Origin of the sequence: Burkholderia anthinoferrum (assembly GCF_002925705.1) — a bacterium.
In the GTDB taxonomy this organism is placed as follows: Bacteria; Pseudomonadota; Gammaproteobacteria; order Burkholderiales; family Burkholderiaceae; genus Burkholderia; species Burkholderia semiarida.
Map to the genome: position 1 here is coordinate 40,833 of NZ_LFZP01000037.1, position 19,144 is coordinate 59,976.

Here is a 19,144-nt window from a genome sequence, read left to right on the forward strand (position 1 = left end):
CGCTCAGCGCCGGCGCAGCAGCGCGACGAAGAACAGGCTGCCGAACAGCGCGGTCACGATGCCGATCGGCAGATCCTCCGGCGCCGCGAGCGTGCGCGCGGCGACATCGGCCCATACGAGCAGGATCGCGCCCGCGAGCGCGGCGACCGGCAGCAGCCGGCCATGCTCGGCGCCGGCGACGCGACGGCACAGATGCGGCGTCACGAGCCCGACGAAGCCAATCGCGCCGCTTACCGCGACCATCGCGCCCGTCGCGAACGACGCGACGACGAACACCTCGCGCCGCATCCGTGCGCTCGGCACGCCGAGCGACGCGGCGGCGACGTCGCCCGACATCAGCGCATTCAGTTCGCGCCGGCGCGCATGGAGCGCGCCGACGGCGAGCACCGCGCACACGGCCGGCACCGGCAGCAGGTCCCAGCGCGCGAGCCCGACGCCGCCGAGCATCCAGAACAGCACCGACGATGCGGCGCGCTGGTCGCCGAGATACAGCAGCAGGTTGCCGAACGCGGCCATCATGAACGACACCGACACGCCCGCGAGCAGCAGCCGGTCCGATTCGAGCCGGCCGCTCCGGTAAGCGAGCGCGACCACGCACGCCGTGGCCGCGAGCGCCCCCGCAAAGGCGGCGGCCGACAGCGTGAACGGGCCGAACGCCGCGCCGGCCACCACCGTGACCGCGACCGCGCCGAGCATCGCGCCCGCGCTCACGCCGAGCAGGTGCGGATCGGCCAGGCGGTTCGCGGTCGCCGCCTGCAACGCGACGCCGACCGTCGCCAGCGTCGCGCCGACGATCGCGGCCAGCAGCGCACGCGGCATCCGGATCAGCCACACGATGCTGTCGTCGCCCGCTGCCGCGGCGAACGCGTCGGCGCCGCCGAACGCCGACGCGACGTGCGCGGCGACGATCCGCACCGCGGCCGGCATCGCGATCGGCGCCGGGCCGAACGCGGCCGACACGACGATCGACGCGATCAGCAGCACGGCCAGCGCCGGCAGCACCACGCGCATGCGGGGCCGCGCCACCTGCCCGCGCACGCTCATCGCGCCGCTCCGGCAAATGCGGCCGGATACAGCGCGCGTGCGAGCGTCTCGACGGCCGCGACGTTCTCGGGGCCCGGCGTCGCGGCATCGTACGGAATCACGACGAAGCGCCGGTCGCGGATCGCGGCCACGCGCGCGAGCGCCGGCTGGCTCGACAGGAACTGCTGCTTCTGCGCGGCCGTGACCGCCGAATAGTCGACGATCACGATCACCTGCGGATCGCGCGCGACCACGCTTTCCCAGCTCACCTGCGTCCAGCTGCGCGGCAGGTCGTCCATCACGTTGCGTGCGCCCGCCGCCGCGAGCAGCGCGGTCGGCATCGCGAGCCCGCCCGCCGTCATCGGCTTGTCGGTGCCGCTGTCGTACACGAACACGCGCACTGGCGCCGGGCGCCCGATCGCACGCGACACCGCCGCGAGCCGCGCGCGCATCGCGGCGACGACCTGCGCGGCGCGCGCATCGACGCCGAAGATCCGGCCGAGATTGGTCAGGTCGCGGAACACGTCGTCGAACGATGCGGCCGACTGCTTCATCACGTGCGAACACGATTCGGTCAGTTCGTACGTGCGGATGCCGAACGGCGCGAGCGTCGCCGGCGTCACCGGCCCGCCGACATGCATCCCGTAGTTCCAGCCGGCGAGATAGAAGTCTGCGCGCGCGGCGGCCAGCACTTCCAGCGACGGATACTGGCTCGCCAGTTCGGGCACGCCGCGCAATGCGTCGCGCACGCGCGCGGTGCCCGTCTTCCAGCCGCCGATGCCCGTATAGCCGACGAGCCGGTCCTTCAGGCCAAGCACGAGCATCATCTCGGTGAGGTTCACGTCGTTGCTCACCGCACGCCGTGGCGCATGCTCGAACGTCACGTCGCGGTCGCAACTGCGCACGGTGACCGGATAGGCGAGCGCGTGAACGGCCGCGCAGCCGAGCACGGCGGCGGCAAGCAGCCGGCGGGACACGAAGGACAAGAGAGTAAACGGCATGGCGGTCATTCCGGATGAAGCGGCGTGATGCGCGGGCGGCCCGTGACGGGATGGCGATCGACGAGCGCGGCGACGCCGAACACGTCGCGCAGCAGCGCTTCGGTCAGCACGTCGTCCGGCGCGCCGGACGCGACGACGCGGCCGTGCGCGAGCACATGGAGCCGGTCGCAATACGCGGCCGCGAGATTGAGGTCATGAATCGTCGCGAGCGTCGCGATGCCGAGGCGGCGCACGCGCGCGAGCAGTTCGAGCTGGTGACGCAGGTCGAGATGGTTGGTCGGTTCGTCGAGCAACAGCAGTTCGGGCTGCTGCGCGAGCGCGCGAGCCAGCAGCGCGCGCTGCTTCTCGCCGCCCGACAGCGACGCGAAACGCTGGGCGCGGCGCTCGACGAGGCCGACGTCGTGCAGCGCGGAATCGACGATCCGGCGATCGTCGGCCGATTCCCCGTCGAACGCCCGTTTGTGCGGCGTGCGGCCCATGCCGACCAGTTCGTCGACCGTCAGCCCGAAATCGTCCGGCGTTTCCTGCTGCAGCACCGCGATGCGCCGCGCGACCGCGCGCGGCCGCATGCGCCACACGTCCTCGGCGTCGAGCGCGACGCGGCCCGCGTCGGGGCGCGCGTAGCGGAACACGCAGCGCAGCAGGCTCGTCTTGCCGCTGCCGTTCGGGCCGACCAGCCCGACGAATTCGCCTTCGGCCACCGTCAGCGTCACCGAATCGAGCACGTCGGCCGCGCCGCCGGGAGACCAGCGCACGCGTTCGATGTCGAGCATGTGGGTGACGGCACGCATGTCGTGCCGGCCTAGAAGCGCATCGTCGCGACGAGCTCCGCCGAGCGCGACGGGCCGAGCAGCCATTGCTCGCCGCCGTTCGACGTCGTCGCCGCGTACGTGCGGTTCGCGAGATTGCGCAGCGTCAGCGCGAGCTCGGTGCGCGACGTCGGCTGCCAGCGCAGCGACGCATCGAACACCGTATACGACGGCACCTGTATGCGATTGGCGTCGTCGCCGTAGGTCGGCCCGACGTAGCGCACGCCCGCATTCGCCTGCCAGCGCTCGGCGAACGCCCAGCCGAGCCACAGGTTCGCGGTCCGCTGCGGCACGCCGGACGGCACGTTGCCGGCCCGCGACACCGTCGCGCCGCAGGCCGTCTGGTTGAATGTGTCGTAGCGCGCACGCAGCAGCGCGACGTTCGCATCGACCGTCCAGCCGTGCGGCAGCCGCGCGCCGCCCGTCAGCTCGACGCCGCGCGACGACTGCCGGCCAACCTGCTGGCGCAGCGCCGGATTGAACGGATCGGTGCTGAGCAGGTTGCGCTTCGTGATGTCGTACACGGCGAACGTCCAGTACGCGCGACCGTCGAGCAGCGTCTGCTTGAGGCCGGCTTCCCACTGCTCGCCGGTCGCGAGCCGGTAGCCCGCCTGCGACGCCGACAGCGTCAACAGCGAGCCGACGCCCTCCGCGCCCGTCGTGTACTGCGCATACGCGCTGAACGTCGGTGCGATGTCGAACACGAAACCGGTGCGCCAGCCGACGTTCGCGAATCGCTTGTCGAAGCGCGCGCCGGTCGCCGCCTGCTCGCGGCTGAACGCGATGTGGTCGTAGCGCAGGCCGCTCACCCACGCGAGCCGCGGCAGCACCTCGAGCCGGTTCTCGGCGAATACCGCCGCCTGCCGCGCGCGCGTGCTGAACTGCGGCACGGTCGGGTTCGGGCTCGTGAATACGCCGGGATCGAAGCCGTGCGCCGGTACCGTCGTTTCGCCGCCGTACGGCGAATTGTTGATGCCGTTGAACGTGGTCTGGCTGAATTCCGTGCCGACGACGAAACGGTTCGCGCGACCGAACAGCATGCCGTCGAAGCGCGCGCTCAGCCGGTCGCCGATCTGTCGCTGATGGTGGCCGATGTCGAGATAGTCGCCGCGCGTGACACGTCCCGTCGCGCGGTCAAGCACATACGATTCCGCGTTGCGCCAGTGGCGGTTCGAGGTCAGGTAGTAGAGCTGGTTGTCGATCGTCACGCCGGCCGCGGGCCGGTAGCTGGCCGACAGGCGCGTCCACTGGTCGTAGTACGAAATCGTCGCGTCACCGACCGTGTAGTTCAGCTTGCGCAGCGACGGATCGAGCACGCCGTTCGGCGCGGGCACGCCATAGTACGTCGCGGGCATCTGGCGCCCGTAGTCGTAGTCGAGCGTCAGCGTGAGCCGGGGGCTCACGTCGACTGTCAGCGCGCCGCCGATGGCCGTCGTATGCGTATCGGCCCGCTCGGCGAGACCGTTCGCGCGCGCATCGCTCGCGTAGAAGCGGTACGACAGCCGCGGGCCGAGCGCGCCCGTCGTATCGAACGCGAAGCGCTTCGCGCCGTCGGGGCCGATGCCGGCCTGCAGCGTCGTCTCGCGCGCGCGCCGGGGCCGCTTCGGCACCACGTTCACGACCCCGCCGATCGCCCCTTCGCCGTACAGCACCGATGCCGGCCCGCGCAGCACCTCGATGCGCGCGACCGACCACGTGTCGAACGGAAACGTGATCGTGCCGGCCGCCGGCATCAGCCGCACGCCGTCGAGCAGCATCATCACCGATTCCTGCCCGCTGAAGCCGCGCACGCTCGATGCGGTGCCACCCGTGCCTGGTGCGATCGCGCTCGCAAAGCCGGCCGTGCGCGTGACCGCGTCGAGCACGGTGCGATCGCCGCGTGCTTCGATCGTATCGGCCGTGACGGTTTCGACGCTCGCAGGCGTGTCGAGGCTCGCGAGCCCGAGCCGCGAGCCCGTTTCGAGCGGTTGCGTCAGCGGGTCGGCCGGTGCGGACGAAGCCGTGACGCTGATCGCCGGCAGCGCGTGCCGGTCGTCCGCCGCCGATGCGGCGGCTTCGGCGGCCAGCGCGCCGGTGGTCGCGATCGCGCAGCCGACCAAGGTCGTGCAACCGCGTGCCGCGCGCGTGCGCCAGGCGCTCGCGTTCCGGCGCGGCGCGGCATGGCGCCGCGCCCCGCGCGCCGGGGTGTGTCCGATTCTCGTCACGTCGTATCGATCTTCGCAGGATGTCGTCGCACACGAGCGGCCCGGGCAGCCCGCCCGGCCGGCGACGAAAACCTCGGATGATACAATATATCAACTTGATTCGTCAGGATTTTGACAGCTTGGGATGCCGCTCCGCGCGTCTGCGGCGGGAAACCGAACTGCATCCGCGGCTTGTCGGCCTGCGGCCGATTGCGTGCCGTGAACGCGTGCACCCGCACACGTACGCGCTTGCCGTGCGCGTCGTCGACGCTGCGCCCGACCTCGCGCGGGGCCGGCAACGCGGCCGCAAGCCGGTTGCACGCTAGCGCGTGTTCCCGCTCACCCGCCGGTCTTGAACGCCGGCAACTGCTGCCCGAGCCGTGCGCCCATTTCCGCGCCGAGCGCCTGCAGCGCATTGAACGGCCGGATCATTACCTCGAATTCGACGATCCGCCCGTCGTCGTCGAAGCGGATCATGTCGATCCCCTTCAGCGCCTTGTCGCCGACGGTCGCGTCAAACTCGAGCACGACGCTCTTGCCGTCGTCGGTCGCGAACTGGCGGTGATACGTGAAATTCTCGAGGATCGTGATCACCGTGCGCAGCGCCATCAGCAGCGCGGGCGCCGGCCCGTACGGCTTGAACGCCATCGGCGAACGGAACACGGCGTCCGGATGGACGATCGATTCCAGCGCGCCGAAATCCTTGCGCTCGACCATCGCGTGCCACGCGTCGAGCGATTTCGCGACGGCGGGATGAACATTCAGCAGTGAGTGCGTCATCGCGGTCTCCAGTAACGTTGTTGGATCGAATGGAAACGAGTCGGTATCAAAGCGTCGCGGCCAGCGTCGTGCCCTGGTGAATCGCGCGCTTCGCATCGAGTTCGGCGGCCTCGTATGCGCCGCCGATCAGATGCACGCGGCATCCGGCGGCTTGCAGTTGCTCCGCCAGCTCGCGCGACGGCTCCTGCCCCGCGCAGATCACGACGTTGTCCACCGGCAGCGTCTGCTCGACGCCGTCGATCGTCACGTGGAAACCGTCGTCGTCGATGCGGCGGTACGTGACCGCCGACGACATCCCGACGCCGCGCGCCTTCAGCGCCGCGCGGTGAATCCATCCGGTGGTCTTGCCGAGCCCGTCGCCGACTTTCGACGCCTTGCGCTGCAGCAGATGCACGTGCCGCGCCGCCGGCTCGGGCCGCGCGGCGCCGAGCCCGCCCGCGGTCGCATACGTGCTGTCGACCCCCCATTCGCTGAAGAAACGGTCGGCATCGACGCGCTCGCCGCCGTCGCGATGAACGAGATATTCGGCGACGTCGAAGCCGATGCCGCCCGCGCCGACGATCGCGACGCTGCGGCCGACGGCCATGCCGTCGCGCAGCACGTCGAGATAGCCGAGCGCCTTCGGATGGTCGATGCCTTCGATCGGCGGTGTACGCGGCACGATGCCCGTCGCGATCACCACTTCGTCGAATTCGCGTTGCAACAGCATCTCGGCGCTCGCACGCGTATTGACGTGCAGCGTGATGCCGCGCAGCTCGATCTGCCGGCGGAAGTAGCGCAGCGTCTCGTTGAACTCTTCCTTGCCGGGCACTTTCTTCGCGAGGTTGAACTGGCCGCCGATCTCGGCGCCGGCCTCGTACAGCGTGACCGCGTGACCGCGTTCGGCCGCCGTGACCGCGAAGCCGAGGCCCGCCGGCCCCGCGCCGACCACCGCAATCCGCTTGCGCCGCGGCGCGGGACGAATCACGAGCTCGGTTTCATGGCACGCACGCGGGTTCACGAGGCACGACGTGATCCTGCCGCTGAACGTATGGTCGAGACACGCCTGGTTGCAGCCGATGCACGTGTTGATTTCGTCCGCGCGCCCTTCCCGCGCCTTGCGGACGAATTCGGCATCGGCGAGGAACGGCCGCGCCATCGACACCATGTCGCAATAGCCGTCGGCGAGCAGTTGCTCGGCGACTTCCGGCGTGTTGATCCGGTTGGTCGCGACGAGCGGAATGCCGACCTTGCCCATCAGTTGCCGCGTCACCCACGCATACGCGGCGCGCGGCACCTTGGTCGCGATGGTCGGAATGCGCGCCTCGTGCCAGCCGATACCGGTGTTGAGGATCGTCGCGCCGGCCGCCTCGATCGCCCGCGCGAGCCGGATCACCTCGTCGAGCGTCGAGCCGCCTTCGACGAGATCGAGCATCGACAGCCGGTAGATGACGATGAACTTCGCGCCGACGCGTTCGCGCACGCGCCGCACGATCTCGACCGCGAAGCGGATACGGTTGTCGTACGCACCGCCCCACGCATCGTCGCGATGGTTCGTGCGCGCGGCGATGAATTCGTTGATCAGGTAGCCCTCGGAGCCCATGATCTCGACGCCGTCGTAGCCCGCATGCTGCGCGAGCGCCGCGCATCGCACGAAATCGGCGATCGTCTCGTCGACCTCGTCGCTCGTCAGCGCATGCGGCGTGAACCGGTTGATCGGCGCCTTCAGCGCGCTGGGCGCCGCGAGCGCGGGGTGATACGCATAGCGCCCGAAATGCAGGATCTGCAACGCGATCCTGCCGCCTTCCGCGTGCACCGCGCGCGTCACGACACGATGGCGTTCGGCGTCCGCTTCGGTCGTCAGCATCGCGCCGCCGGGCGCCGGGCGGCCACGCTCGTTCGGCGCGAAGCCGCCCGTGACGATCAGCCCGGCCTCGCCCCGTGCGCGCTCCGCATAGAACGCCGCCATCCGCTCGAAGCCGTTCGGCGCCTCCTCGAGGCCGACGTGCATCGACCCCATCAGCACGCGGTTCCGGAGCGACGTGAAGCCGAGTTCGAGCGGGGTCGTCAAATGCGGATAACGGGAGGTCATCGGGAGCGTCTCCAATTTTTATGCAACAAGTTGCACGGATGGTAGCTCGCCGCCCTCGTTTATGCAACATGTTGCATAAACAGAGTCCCGTCGTTTGTGCCGTGGCCCCGATATGGCAAGATGCAGGCCATTGCGCAGCCTCCTTCGATCCGACATGTCCCTGCCTCACGCGCTTCTCACCGCCCTCGCCGAACGTCCCGGTTCGGGGTCCGAGCTCGCCGATCGTTTCGATCGCTCGATCGGCTACTTCTGGCAGGCGACGCATCAGCAGATCTATCGCGAACTCGGGCGTCTCGAGGAAGCGGGCTGGATCGAATCGCTGCCGGCCGAATCCGGTCGCGGCCGCAAGCGCGCGTACCGGATCCTGCCGGCCGGCAAGAAGGAATTGCGGCGCTGGATCGCCGAACCGGAAGATCCGACGCCGTTGCGCGAAGCATTGATGGTGCGCCTGCGCGCGGAGGCCGTGCTCGGGCCGGCCGGCCTCGAGGACGAGATCCGGCGGCGCATCGCGCTGCATCAGGAAAAGCTCGACCTGTATCTGCAAATCGAGGCGCGTGATTTTTTGGCGGCCGGCGATCCGGCGGCCGGCGACCCGGCGGCCGGCGCTCCGGCGGCCGGCGAGTCACGCACGAAGCGCCTGCAGCATCTGGTGCTGCAGGCCGGCATCGCGAACGAGCGGTTCTGGGTCGAGTTTTCGCAGCACGCGCTCGATACGCTGCGTCTGCCGAAGGATTGACGCCGCGGCGCGGCGGTTCGCTTCACCGCCGCTCGACATCGTGCGTCTGACTACATGGCGAGGATGCCTTTACAACGGTCGCCCCGCGCCCGTCGTCATGAAGAACCCGCCGCGCGGCCCGCGTTGAATCGCCGCGCGGCGAAACCGGATCACGCGTCCGGGAAAATCACCACCTTGCCCTTCACCTGCCGGTTCGCCATCCGCGCGATCGCGTCGACCGCACCGTCCAGCGACACGCGCTCGGTGATCGCGGGCCGCACCTTGCCGGCCGCGAACCATTCGGCGAGCAGCCGCATGTTCGCGGCATGCTGCGCCGGATCGCGCCGCACCGCATCGCCCCAGAACACGCCGAGAATGTCGCGCTCCTTCAGCAGCGCGAGGTTCAGCGCGATCTTCGGAATCTCGCCGGCCGCGAAGCCGACCACGAGAAACCGGCCGCGCCACGCGGTCGCACGCAGCGCCGCTTCGCTGCATGCGCCGCCCACCGGATCGTAGACGACGTCGGCCCCGCGCCCGCCGGTCAGTTCGTCCACGCGGCGGCGCAGATCCTCGGTCGCATAGTCGATCGTTTCGTCGGCGCCCGCTTCGCGGCACAGCGCGAGCTTGTCCGCGCTCGACGCCGCCGCGATCACGCGCGCACCGAGCGCTTTCGCGATCTCGATCGCGGCGAGCCCGACGCCGCCGGCCGCACCCAGCACGAGCAGCGTCTCGCCCGCCTGCAACCGCGCACGCTGCTGCAACGCGTGCAGCGACGTACCGTACGCGAGCACGAGCGCCGCGCCCTGCTCGAACGTCATGCCCGGCGGCAACGCGGCGAGCTGGTGCGCATCGGCCACGCACTGCTGCGCGAACCCGCCGTGCCCGGTAAACGCCATCACGGAATCGCCGGGCCGCCATGCGGTGACGCCGTCGCCGACCGCATCGATCACGCCGGCAAACTCGGCGCCCGGCGAAAACGGCAGCGCCGGTTTCACCTGATAGAGCCCCTGGACGATCAGCGCGTCGGGAAAATTGAGCGACGCCGCCTTCACCTGGATCCGGACCTGCCCGGCAGCCGGTTCGGGAATCGCGACGTCCTCGATGCGCAAGCGGTCGATCGGGCCGAATGCGGTACACAACAGGGCTTTCATGCGCTTCTCTCTCCTTGCGCGGCGTGGCCGGGCATCGGTATGGTCCGCGGGATCCGCCCGCTCGGCCGGTTCGCGACGAACGCACGATGGCCTTCGGCGTCGGCACGATCGTCAGCATTCCGGCTGGCGGAAATTTAGCACGGTCGTTCGCAACCGACAACGACGCTCGCGCGAGTCCGCGCACCGGGAGGCGGGCCGGGCCGCGCGATGCGGCCCGGCGCCGCCGCCACGAACGGTGGTTGCGTCAACCCGCCCGCGGTTTCGCGAGCTGATCGGCCACCGGCAGGCTGCGGATGCGCGTGCCGGTCGCCGCGAAGATCGCGTTGGTCAGCGCCGGCGCGACGGGCGGCAGGCCCGGTTCGCCGACGCCGCCGAGCGGCGTCGAGTAGTCGTCCGGCGCGACGAGATGCACGCGGATCTCGCGCGGCGCCTCGTTCATCCTCAGCACCTGGAAGCCGTTGAAGTTGCTCTGCTCCGGGTGGCCGTCCTTGAACGTGATCTCCCCGTGCAGCGCGATGCCGAGCCCCATCACCACCGCGCCCTCGAGCTGCGAGCGCACGCGCTCCGGATTGACCTGCGGCCCGCAGTCGATCGCGATGTCGACGCGCGGCACCGAGATCCCGCCGTCCGCGCCGACCTGAACCTCGCACACGGCGGCCGTGTACGACACGAAGCTGCGATGCGCGGCGATCCCGAGCCCGTGCCCCTTCTGCAGCTTGCGCCCCCAGCCGGCTTCGCGCGCGACCGTCTCGACCACGCGCCGCAGCCGCCCCGTATCGACCGGATACAGCGCGGGATCCTCGCCGTAGTTCACGTTCCTCACCGTGATGTGCGGTTCGAAACGCCGCGCGGGCCCGATCAGTTCGAGCAGGAAATCCTTCGGATCGCGGCCGGCCGCATGCGCGAGCTCCGACACGAAACTCTGGATCCCGAACGCATGCGGGATGTTGTACACCGAACGGAACCAGCCGATCCGCGTGTGCGCTTCGGCGGCCGGATTCTCGATCCGCACGTTCGGAATCGCGAACGGCAGATCCGCGATGCCCTGCGCGAGCTCGCCCGGCTGCTCGTGCACGACGCCGGCCCGGAACGTCGACTGGATCGACGGCGCGACCGTGCGATGCTGCCACGCGACGACCTTCCCCGACGCATCGATCCCGCCGTCGAACGCCTCGAGCGACACCGCGTGGAAGTAGTCGTGCGCGATGTCGTCCTCGCGCGTGAAGGTCAGCTTCACGGGCGCGCCGACCGCCTTCGACAGCAGCGCGGCTTCCACCACGTAATCGGGCTTCGACTTGCGCCCGAAGCCGCCGCCGAGCAGCGTCACGTTGACCGTCACGCGCTCGGTCGGCAAGCCGAGCGCCTTCGCGATCTCGTCGCGCGTGGTCTGCGGCGCCTGCGTGCAGGTCCACACTTCGCAACGGCCGTCGGCCACGCGCGCGACGGCCGCGGGCGGCTCCATCGTCGCGTGCGCGAGATGCGGGACGTAGTACGTCGCACGCACGCGTTTCGCGGCGCCGGCGAGCGCGGCCGCCGCGTCGCCGTCGTTGCGGATCACGTCGCCCGGCTGCGCGGCGGCCGCTTCGAGCGTCTTGCGATAGGCGGCCGAGTCGTAGCCCGCATGCGGCCCGCGCTTCCAGTCGATCTTCAACTGCGCGCGTGCCTGGATGGCCGTCCACGTATCGCGCGCGACGACGGCCACGCCGCCGAGCGGCTGGAAGCCGGACGGCAGCGGCGTCGACGCCAGTTGCACGACCTTGACGACGCCCGGCAGCTTCTCGGCGGCCGACGCATCGAACGACGCGACCGTGTCGCCGTAGGCCGGCGATCGCGCGACGACCGCATACAGCATGCCGTCGAGCCGCGTATCGATCCCGTACCGTGCGCGGCCGCCGACGATGTCGCGTCCGTCGATCAGCGCCGTCCTGCCCTGGCCGATATAGCGGAATTCGGCCGGCGCCTTCAACGCGAGCGTCGTCGTATCCGGCACCGGCAGCGCGGCCGCCTTCGCCGCCAACTCGCCGAAGCCGAGCGTGCGTCCGGTCTTCGGGTCGACGACCTCGTGCACCGTCACCTTGACCTGGCGCACGTCGACGCCCCACTCCGCAGCGGCCGCCTGCGCGAGCATCGTGCGCGCGGCCGCGCCCGCGCGGCGCAGCGCGGCGAAGCTCTGGCGCAAGCTGCGCGACCCATCGGTGTTCTGGTTACCGTAACGCGCCTCGTCGCCGACCGCTTGCGCGACCTTCACGCGCGCCCAGTCCGCGCCCAGCTCGTCGGCCACCACGAGCGCGACGCTCGTGCGCACGCCCTGCCCCATCTCGGAGCGGATGCAGGTCACCGTGACGGTGCCGTCCGTTGCGATCGCAACGAACAGGTTCGGATCGTCGCGCAAGCCGTGCGGCATGCCCGCGCCGCCGTATCGCGGATTCGCGCTGACGGGCGGCTGCACGGGCGCGGCCGCCTGCGCGAGCGACGGCACGCCGAACGCGAGCAGCAGCCCGCCTGACGCGAAGCCGAGCAGCAGCGCGCGGCGGCTTTCGTTGTGGACGGAGAGTTCGGATGCGCTCATGCGGCACCTCCGCGGCGCACGGCCAGCCGGATCGCCGCGCGAATGCGCGTATAGGTGCCGCAGCGGCAGATGTTGCCGGACATCGCATCGTCGATGTCGGCGTCGCTCGGATGCGGGTTCGTCTTCAGCAGCGACGCGGCCTGCATGATCTGCCCGGACTGGCAGTAGCCGCACTGCGCGACGTTCAACTCCTGCCACGCCTGCTGCAGCGGGTGCGTGAGGTCCGTCGACAGCCCCTCGATCGTCGTCACGCGCTTGCCGGAAGCCGCCGCGACCGGCGTGATGCAAGACCGGATCGCCACGCCGTCGAGATGGACGGTGCACGCACCGCACAGCGCCATGCCGCAGCCGAACTTGGTGCCGGTGTGGCCGAGGACATCGCGCAGATACCAGAGCAACGGCATGTCGGGATTGCCGTCGAAGTGCTGCTCGCTACCGTTGACGGTCAGCGTGATCATCGTTCACCTCCTGGTTGCGATGCCGGCCGGGCAGGCATCGGGTGGGGATTCGAACGGCGCGGCGCACATTCCGAACGATCAGGCAGGCGTGGCGCCGTTTCGTCGGCCGTGTCCCGTGCAGGCACGGCCGGGCGGATGCCGCGAACGATGCGGTCGGCCGGTTGCCCGTGCAACCTTTCAACCGAACGCCGGCCGGCCGCTCGTCCGCATGGATCGCCGTCGGCATTATCGAACCATTTTGGATTCGACGTCGGATTGGGGCGATTCGGGAGTTTTAGGCAAACGGGAAGAAAACACGGCCGGGAACGGGGCGTGTCGGCGGCATGGCTGGCGAATGCAACGGGGCGATTCGTGTCGGGGCGCACACGTGCAAACATCCGGCCGACCTCGCGGCCGGACCGGATGCTCGATGGATGCGCGCGAACGCGTCGAAACGCGTTACCGCATGGTCTTCCTCACGGCGAGCGCAACGCCTGCAACCCGAGCGTGAGCGCGTTGAACGGCATTTCGGCGGCACCCATCGCGAAACTCGTCGTCTTCGTGGGCACGCCGGGCGTACGCATCAACGCGTGCACGATCCGCTCGCTCGCATGGCCGTCGCCATACGGATTGCTCGCGCGCGACATTTCCTCGTAAGCGCTCTCGCTGTCGAACAGCCGCGACGCCTCCCACACGATCCTGTCCTGGTCGGTCCCGACGAGCCGCGCGGTGCCGGCCTGAATCGCCTCGGGCCGTTCGGTCGTCTCGCGCGTGACGAGCACCGGCTTGCCGAGCGCCGGCCCTTCCTCCTGAATGCCGCCCGAATCCGTGATGATGAAATACGCGCGCGACATCAGGAATACGAACGAAAGATATTCCTGCGGCTCGATCAGGTAGATGTTGGGTACGCCGCCGAGCCGCGCGCGCGCCGGCTCCCTCACGTTCGGATTCAGGTGCAGCGGATAGACGAACTGCGCATCGGGATAGCGTTTCGCCAGCGTGCAGAGCGCGTCGCAGAAATTCCGGAACGGTTCGCCGAAACTTTCGCGGCGATGGCCGGTGATCAGCACGACGCGCCGCGACGGTTCGAGAAACGGGAAGTACGCGGCGATCCGGTCCGTTAGCGCGGCGGTGCGATCGAGCATGCGCTTGACCTCGTGCAACGCGTCGATCACGGTATTGCCGGTCAGCGAGACCGCCCCGCCCGGCACGCCCTCGCTCAGCAGGTTGTCGCGTGCCTGCCCGGTCGGCGCGAAATGCCATGACGACACCGCATCGGTCACGCGGCGATTCAGTTCCTCCGGCCACGGCGACCAGATGTCGCCGCTGCGCAGCCCGGCCTCCACGTGCCCGACCGGCAGATAGCGATAGAACGCCGCGAGGCTCACCGCGAGCGTGGTCGTCGTATCGCCGTGCACCAGCACGACGTCCGGACGCAATTCGTCGAAGACCATGCCGATCGCCTGAAGAATGCCGGTCGTCACGTCGGTCAGCGTCTGGCCCTGCCGCATCAGGTTGAGATCGTAGTCGGGCTTGATGTCGAACAGCGTCAGCACCTGGTCGAGCATTTGCCGATGCTGCGCGGTCACGCATACCCGGGCGTCGACACCCGCCTGCGCCTTCAGCGCGCGCACCAGCGGCGCCATCTTGATGGCCTCCGGCCGAGTCCCGAACACAAGCAAGATCTTCTTCATCGTTGTCCTCGTTTAGCCGCTTCGCGCGTGGCGATCCTGCACGTGGCGCGAAGCATGTATTCGGGCGGCGCACCCCGTACTCGCGCGCGATCGACATGCCGTGGTGCTGCGGGGCGAGCGGGCCACCTCGTCCGCGCGGTCCGGGCCGCGCGAATCGTCGTACTACCGGCCGGTTGCGGTGGATCCATCACGTCATGAGCAGCTCCTCGCCGTGTCGCGTGTCAGGTCCTCCTGCTACAGCAATATTCAAACCAGCCGGCCCGCATCCCGGCCCGCTTCGTTTCACGGCGATCGTGTGCACGCGGCGCGTTGCGGAATGTTTCACAACTGCTACGGGCGCCCGCATCGCCGCCCCCCGCGACAACGACAAACAGCGGGACGCACGCGCGATCCGTCACACGACGTCGTCCGACGAATCGCGCATGCCTGTCGTCACGCGTGACGCATCGAAGCGCGCGCATCTTTCGACGCGCGTTGCGTCGCCGCGATTCGCCCCTTTCGTCGGTGCAGCGCGTGGCGCGCGCGCGGCCGTCGGCCGCCGTCGCGCGTACGGAATTTCTCCGGCCCGAGACGGCGCTTGCGTCACACGAATCGGTGCGCGGGAAATGTTGCGAATGTGTAACGCGGCACCGAATCCGGCAAATACATCGGAGTGCGTTCCATTTTCCTCATGCGAAACCGGCGCGCGTTGCGACCGCCATACCGCCGCCTGCGCCCCAATGGACGGGACGAACCGGCCGCCACGCGAAATGCGCAACGCTTGCCGCCGGCGCCGCGCGGGCTGAATGCGATCCGTGCACGCTGATTCGTCAGTGAATCAAAACGCGCCGCCCACGCGCGTCCCGGATCCGCTTCCCGGGTACGGCGCCTTGCCGCACGGGGCATCCGGGCAGATGGCTCACGCCTTGCTTGATGTCGGACAGGTGTCCCGAAGCACTCGCACGGCAGCAGACGGACGGGGACGCCAAGGCAACGAAGCCGGGAGGCGACGCAACGCGTCCGTCCGGGGCACCCGACCACGGCCCCTGCGCGACGGACGCGCCGCCGCTTTCCATTGACATCCGCGCGATCCACGCAGCGCTTCGGCGCTCACCGGTCGTCGTTGCGGGACCGGGGACCAGACATGAAGAAAACGCGCACGGCGTCACTCTGCGAGCAAGTCATCCTGCTGCTGATCGCGCTTGCCTGCTCGCTGATCGTGCGCGATACCGACACCGCCTCGCAGGCAATTGCCGAACCCGCCCGGTTCGGCGCGCCCGCTGTCAACGCCGCGAACGCCGCACACATCGCGATCGCGGTGGAGCGAGCCGCGCTCGACAGCGTGACGCTGTCCGTCTCCGCGCAGGCGTCGCCCGATCCGGATGCGTCGCTCGCGCCGCCGCCCGCCACCCCGCCGGACCTCACGTTCGATCCCAAGTTGCTGCTGATGCCGTGCGTTGCCTACCTGTGGCTGTTCACGCTGCTGACGTGCGCGTATGCCGCACGGCACTACGTATTCAGCATCGACCGCCTGTTCAAGCCGCAGCATGCGCCCTACCGGACGATGACCCACGGCGACTGGCCGCGGCTCACGGTCTTCGTCGCCGCCCACAACGAGGAAACCGTCATCGTCGATTGCCTGATGGCGCTGCTGGCCACGACCTACCCGCGCGACCGGCTGACGATCATTCCGGTCAACGACCGCTCGACCGACAACACGCGCGCGCTGATCGAGGAAGTCCGGGCGCTCGCGCCCGAGCTGATCCAGCCGTTTCACCGCGAGACCGGCAAGCCGGGCAAGGCGGCCGCGCTGAAGGATGCGCTGCGCTTCATCCGCGGCGACATCATGGTGGTATTCGATGCCGACTACCTGCCGCGCCCCGGGCTGCTGAAGGAACTCGTCGCGCCGTTCTTCGACCCGGAAGTCGGCGCGGTGATGGGCCGCGTCGTGCCGCAGAACGCCGACAGCAACCTGCTCGCGCGGCTGCTCGATCTCGAGCGCGCGGGCGGCTACCAGGTCAACCAGCAAGCCCGCAACAATCTCGATCTGGTGCCGCAATATGGCGGCACGGTCGGCGGCATCCGCAAGAGCGCGCTCGACGCCGTGGGCGGCTGGTGCGACGACACGCTCGCCGAAGACACCGACATGACCTACCGCCTGCTGCTCAGCGACTGGCGCACGGTCTATCTGAACCACGCCGAATGCTACGAGGAAGTGCCGGAGCGCTGGGCCGTCCGCGCCCGGCAACTGACGCGCTGGGCGAAGGGCCACAACCAGACGATGCTGCGCTATCTGCTGCCGGTGCTGCGCAATCCGCTGATTTCGCGGCGCTGCCGGCTCGACGGCGCGCTGCTGCTCGGCGTATTCGCGATGCCCGCGCTGCTCGCGATCGCCTGGAGCGCCGCGCTCGCGCTCTACCTGTTCAACGGCGTGAACTCGACCGCGCTCGGTTTGCTGCTGTCGCTGTTCGCGCTGTTCTCGTTCAGCACTTTCGGCAACTTCGGCGTGTTCTTCGAGATCGTCGTCGCCGCGCGGCTCGACGGCCGCGCGACGCGCCTGCGGCTCGTGCCGGTCAACGTCGTCGGCTTTTGCGTGACGATTGCGGCGGTCGTCTCCGCGCTCTGGGGGCTCCTGCTCGACGCCGCGTTGCGCCGCGAACTGAAATGGGACAAGACCGAGCGTTTCCGCCGGCAACTGAAACCGGAGCGATGAGCGATGACGACCTTCAACGTGATGGTGCCGGTGGCCGGCGTGCTCACCCTGCCGTTCCTGCCGCTGCTGCATGAACTGATCCGGCGCAGCGACGTCGCGGCGCTGCCGATCGGCGACGGGCCGTTCGTCGATCAGGCGCTGCTCGCCGCGCGCTGGCACGACGCGCTGCGCGTGCACGTGGCCGGCACGCCGCCGGCGGAGGCGTCCGTCGCCCCGCCGTGGCAAGCGCTCGGGCTGGCCGTGCAGCACGCGGACGCGATCCACGTCGCACGCGACGCGCATCGCGACGACGTGCTCCACGCCGATCGCACGATCACGCTCGACGACGGCGCGCGGGCGGCGTACGCATTCGCCGACGAGCGCATCGACATCCGTGGCGGCGCGACGATCGGCACGCTCGCGCATGCGCCGCTGGTGGACGTCGACGGCGCGGTGCTGCGCGGCGTCGTGGTCGGCGGCACGGTGCGCCTGCGCGGCGCCGGCGGCTTCGCGTGCCTGTATGGCGAGCCGATCGTCTTCGGCGCGGCGCCGGACCCGCGGCCCGCGGACACGGCGGCCGCTCCGCGCCGCGCGATCTCGCTCACCCGCCACTTCGCGTCGCTGCCGCATCGCTTCCTGCACGGTCGGTACCTGCTGCCGTGCGACGTTCGCCTGCCCGCGCATACGGTCGTGCAAGGCAATCTGATCGTCGACGGGACGCTCGTCCTCGGCGAAGGCTGCGTGCTGCGCGGCAGCGTCAAGGCGCATCGCGTCGAGCTCGAACGTCACGCGCTGCTGCACGGCGCGGTATTCGCGCGCGACGACGTGTTGCTCGCCAGCGCGAGCTGCATCGACGGCGTCGTGTCGGCCGGCGGCCTGCTGCGGCTCACGGGTGCGCGCATCGGTGTCGCCGGTCATCCGGTCAGCGCGTGCGCGCGCGACGTGTCGATCGTCAATCATGCCTGCGTGCATGGCGACCTCGTCGCGTGGCGCAGCGGCTGGTTCCATACATCCCGTCAAGGAGCGCCTCATGTCTGATCGCCCCAGCCATCGCGGCCCGCGCGCGCCGGTTGCCACCCTCGCGATGCTGTGCGGCGTCGCCTTCGGCGCGCCCGCGGCGCTGGCGGAGCAGCCGGACGATGCCGCCGCCGTGCAGCCTCCGCCCCCCGCGACCGTCATCACGCCGCGCATGCGCGACGAGTCGATGTTCGTGCGTGTGGACGCCGAAGGCCTGCCGGACGGCGTGCCGCTCGCCGAATTCACGCCTGAGGATACGAACCGGCCGCCGCTGCCCGATGCCGTCGTCGCGCATGTGCAGGCGCCGCGGGAAACGCATACCGAACTGACGCTCGGCTATTCGAGCGCGCACCTGACGCACGGCTACGGCGACTGGTACGGCGTCCACCTGCGCGGCGTCTATCAGGATGGCGGCCGCACCATCCTCGGCGAACTGGCGCAACTGCACCGCTTCGGCGAGAACACGCAGCTCGGCGCGCTGACCTACGTGCAGGATCTCGGGCCGGACTGGTTCGGCGGGATCGGCTTTTCGGGCACCACGTCGGGCACGATCCTGCCGAGTGCGCGCATCGACGCGTCGATCAACCGCAAGCTGTTGCCCGATCGTTCGCTGGTCGTATCGCTCGGCGCCGGCTACGCATGGAACCGCAGCGGTCACCGCGATCAGCTCTATCACGCCGGGGTGATCTGGTACGCATTGCCGAAGTGGATTTTCGAGGCAGGTGCGAACTATACGGTCGATTCGCCCGGATCGGTGAAGGCGCCCGGCTACTACGGCGCCGTCACCTACGGCGAAGCCGGCAAGAGCGTGATCGTGCTGCGCGGCGGGATCGGCCGCGAGGCGTATCAGGTCACCGGCTCGGGCACGCAGATCGCGGATTTCCGCAGCCACGAGATCACCGCGAAATGGCGCTACTGGTTCACGCGCAAGTGGGGAACGCAGCTCGAATTCGCCTACTACCACAACCCGTACTACTCGCGGATCGGCGGCGAGCTCAGCGTGTTCTATCGCTGGTAGGCGGG

At 69.7% G+C, this 19,144-nt stretch carries 14 protein-coding genes; 4 read left to right on the plus strand and 10 right to left on the minus strand.

The window, feature by feature from the left end; all coding sequences use genetic code 11:
• Nucleotides 1–3: 3 nt before the first annotated feature.
• The 6 genes from C5F75_RS12215 to C5F75_RS12245 form a co-directional block, all read right to left on the minus strand.
• Entirely contained in the window at nucleotides 4–1,044 is a 1,041-nt protein-coding gene (locus C5F75_RS12215) for a FecCD family ABC transporter permease (RefSeq protein ID WP_104012288.1), read from the minus strand.
• Nucleotides 1,041–2,033 (minus strand): ABC transporter substrate-binding protein, encoded by a 993-nt coding sequence (locus C5F75_RS12220; protein WP_060011680.1) that lies wholly within the window; start codon nucleotides 2,031–2,033, stop codon nucleotides 1,041–1,043. The genes C5F75_RS12215 and C5F75_RS12220 overlap by 4 nt, the downstream gene beginning before the upstream one ends.
• Nucleotides 2,030–2,815, minus strand: coding sequence for an ABC transporter ATP-binding protein (locus C5F75_RS12225; RefSeq protein ID WP_099316290.1), 786 nt, complete (start codon nucleotides 2,813–2,815; stop codon nucleotides 2,030–2,032). Before C5F75_RS12225 ends, C5F75_RS12220 begins: the two co-directional genes overlap by 4 nt.
• A gap of 11 nt (nucleotides 2,816–2,826) precedes the next feature.
• Nucleotides 2,827–4,917: a TonB-dependent receptor gene (locus C5F75_RS12230; RefSeq protein ID WP_104012310.1), complete on the minus strand. Its 2,091-nt coding sequence runs from the start codon at nucleotides 4,915–4,917 to the stop codon at nucleotides 2,827–2,829.
• Between the two features lie 438 nt (nucleotides 4,918–5,355).
• Nucleotides 5,356–5,796, minus strand: coding sequence for a nuclear transport factor 2 family protein (locus tag C5F75_RS12240; RefSeq protein ID WP_059573819.1), 441 nt, complete (start codon nucleotides 5,794–5,796; stop codon nucleotides 5,356–5,358).
• 46 nt (nucleotides 5,797–5,842) lie between these two features.
• Nucleotides 5,843–7,867, minus strand: a complete 2,025-nt coding sequence (locus C5F75_RS12245) for an NADPH-dependent 2,4-dienoyl-CoA reductase (protein ID WP_059573820.1) — start codon at nucleotides 7,865–7,867, stop codon at nucleotides 5,843–5,845.
• Between the two features lie 154 nt (nucleotides 7,868–8,021).
• On the opposite strand from C5F75_RS12245, the gene C5F75_RS12250 reads away from it, so the two are divergent.
• Complete coding sequence (locus C5F75_RS12250; protein ID WP_063896791.1) at nucleotides 8,022–8,603, plus strand: PadR family transcriptional regulator; 582 nt, start codon at nucleotides 8,022–8,024, stop codon at nucleotides 8,601–8,603.
• Between the two features lie 149 nt (nucleotides 8,604–8,752).
• Here the strand turns inward: C5F75_RS12250 and C5F75_RS12255 are convergent, their stop codons facing one another.
• The 4 genes from C5F75_RS12255 to wecB all read right to left on the minus strand — a co-directional run bounded on the left by C5F75_RS12255 (nucleotide 8,753) and on the right by wecB (nucleotide 14,433).
• On the minus strand, nucleotides 8,753–9,733 hold the full coding sequence (locus C5F75_RS12255; RefSeq protein WP_104012311.1) for an NADPH:quinone oxidoreductase family protein: 981 nt from the start codon (nucleotides 9,731–9,733) through the stop codon (nucleotides 8,753–8,755).
• A gap of 244 nt (nucleotides 9,734–9,977) precedes the next feature.
• The gene (locus C5F75_RS12260) at nucleotides 9,978–12,302 is read right to left on the minus strand and encodes a xanthine dehydrogenase family protein molybdopterin-binding subunit (protein ID WP_104012289.1); all 2,325 of its coding nucleotides are present in this window, start codon (nucleotides 12,300–12,302) and stop codon (nucleotides 9,978–9,980) included.
• Complete coding sequence (locus C5F75_RS12265) at nucleotides 12,299–12,760, minus strand: (2Fe-2S)-binding protein (RefSeq protein ID WP_059573824.1); 462 nt, start codon at nucleotides 12,758–12,760, stop codon at nucleotides 12,299–12,301. Before C5F75_RS12265 ends, C5F75_RS12260 begins: the two co-directional genes overlap by 4 nt.
• A 455-nt stretch (nucleotides 12,761–13,215) precedes the next feature.
• The gene (wecB, locus tag C5F75_RS12270; RefSeq protein ID WP_059640937.1) at nucleotides 13,216–14,433 is read right to left on the minus strand and encodes a non-hydrolyzing UDP-N-acetylglucosamine 2-epimerase; all 1,218 of its coding nucleotides are present in this window, start codon (nucleotides 14,431–14,433) and stop codon (nucleotides 13,216–13,218) included.
• A gap of 1,123 nt (nucleotides 14,434–15,556) precedes the next feature.
• On the opposite strand from wecB, the gene C5F75_RS12280 reads away from it, so the two are divergent.
• Genes C5F75_RS12280 through C5F75_RS12290 form a run of 3 tightly spaced genes read left to right on the plus strand, consistent with a single transcriptional unit; the run spans nucleotide 15,557 to nucleotide 19,139 of the window.
• Entirely contained in the window at nucleotides 15,557–17,125 is a 1,569-nt protein-coding gene (locus C5F75_RS12280; protein ID WP_099316285.1) for a glycosyltransferase family 2 protein, read from the plus strand.
• A gap of 3 nt (nucleotides 17,126–17,128) precedes the next feature.
• Nucleotides 17,129–18,142, plus strand: coding sequence for a bactofilin family protein (locus C5F75_RS37520; protein WP_104012290.1), 1,014 nt, complete (start codon nucleotides 17,129–17,131; stop codon nucleotides 18,140–18,142).
• On the plus strand, nucleotides 18,135–19,139 hold the full coding sequence (locus C5F75_RS12290) for a YaiO family outer membrane beta-barrel protein (protein WP_104012291.1): 1,005 nt from the start codon (nucleotides 18,135–18,137) through the stop codon (nucleotides 19,137–19,139). Before C5F75_RS37520 ends, C5F75_RS12290 begins: the two co-directional genes overlap by 8 nt.
• The last annotated feature ends 5 nt before the right edge of the window (nucleotides 19,140–19,144 follow it).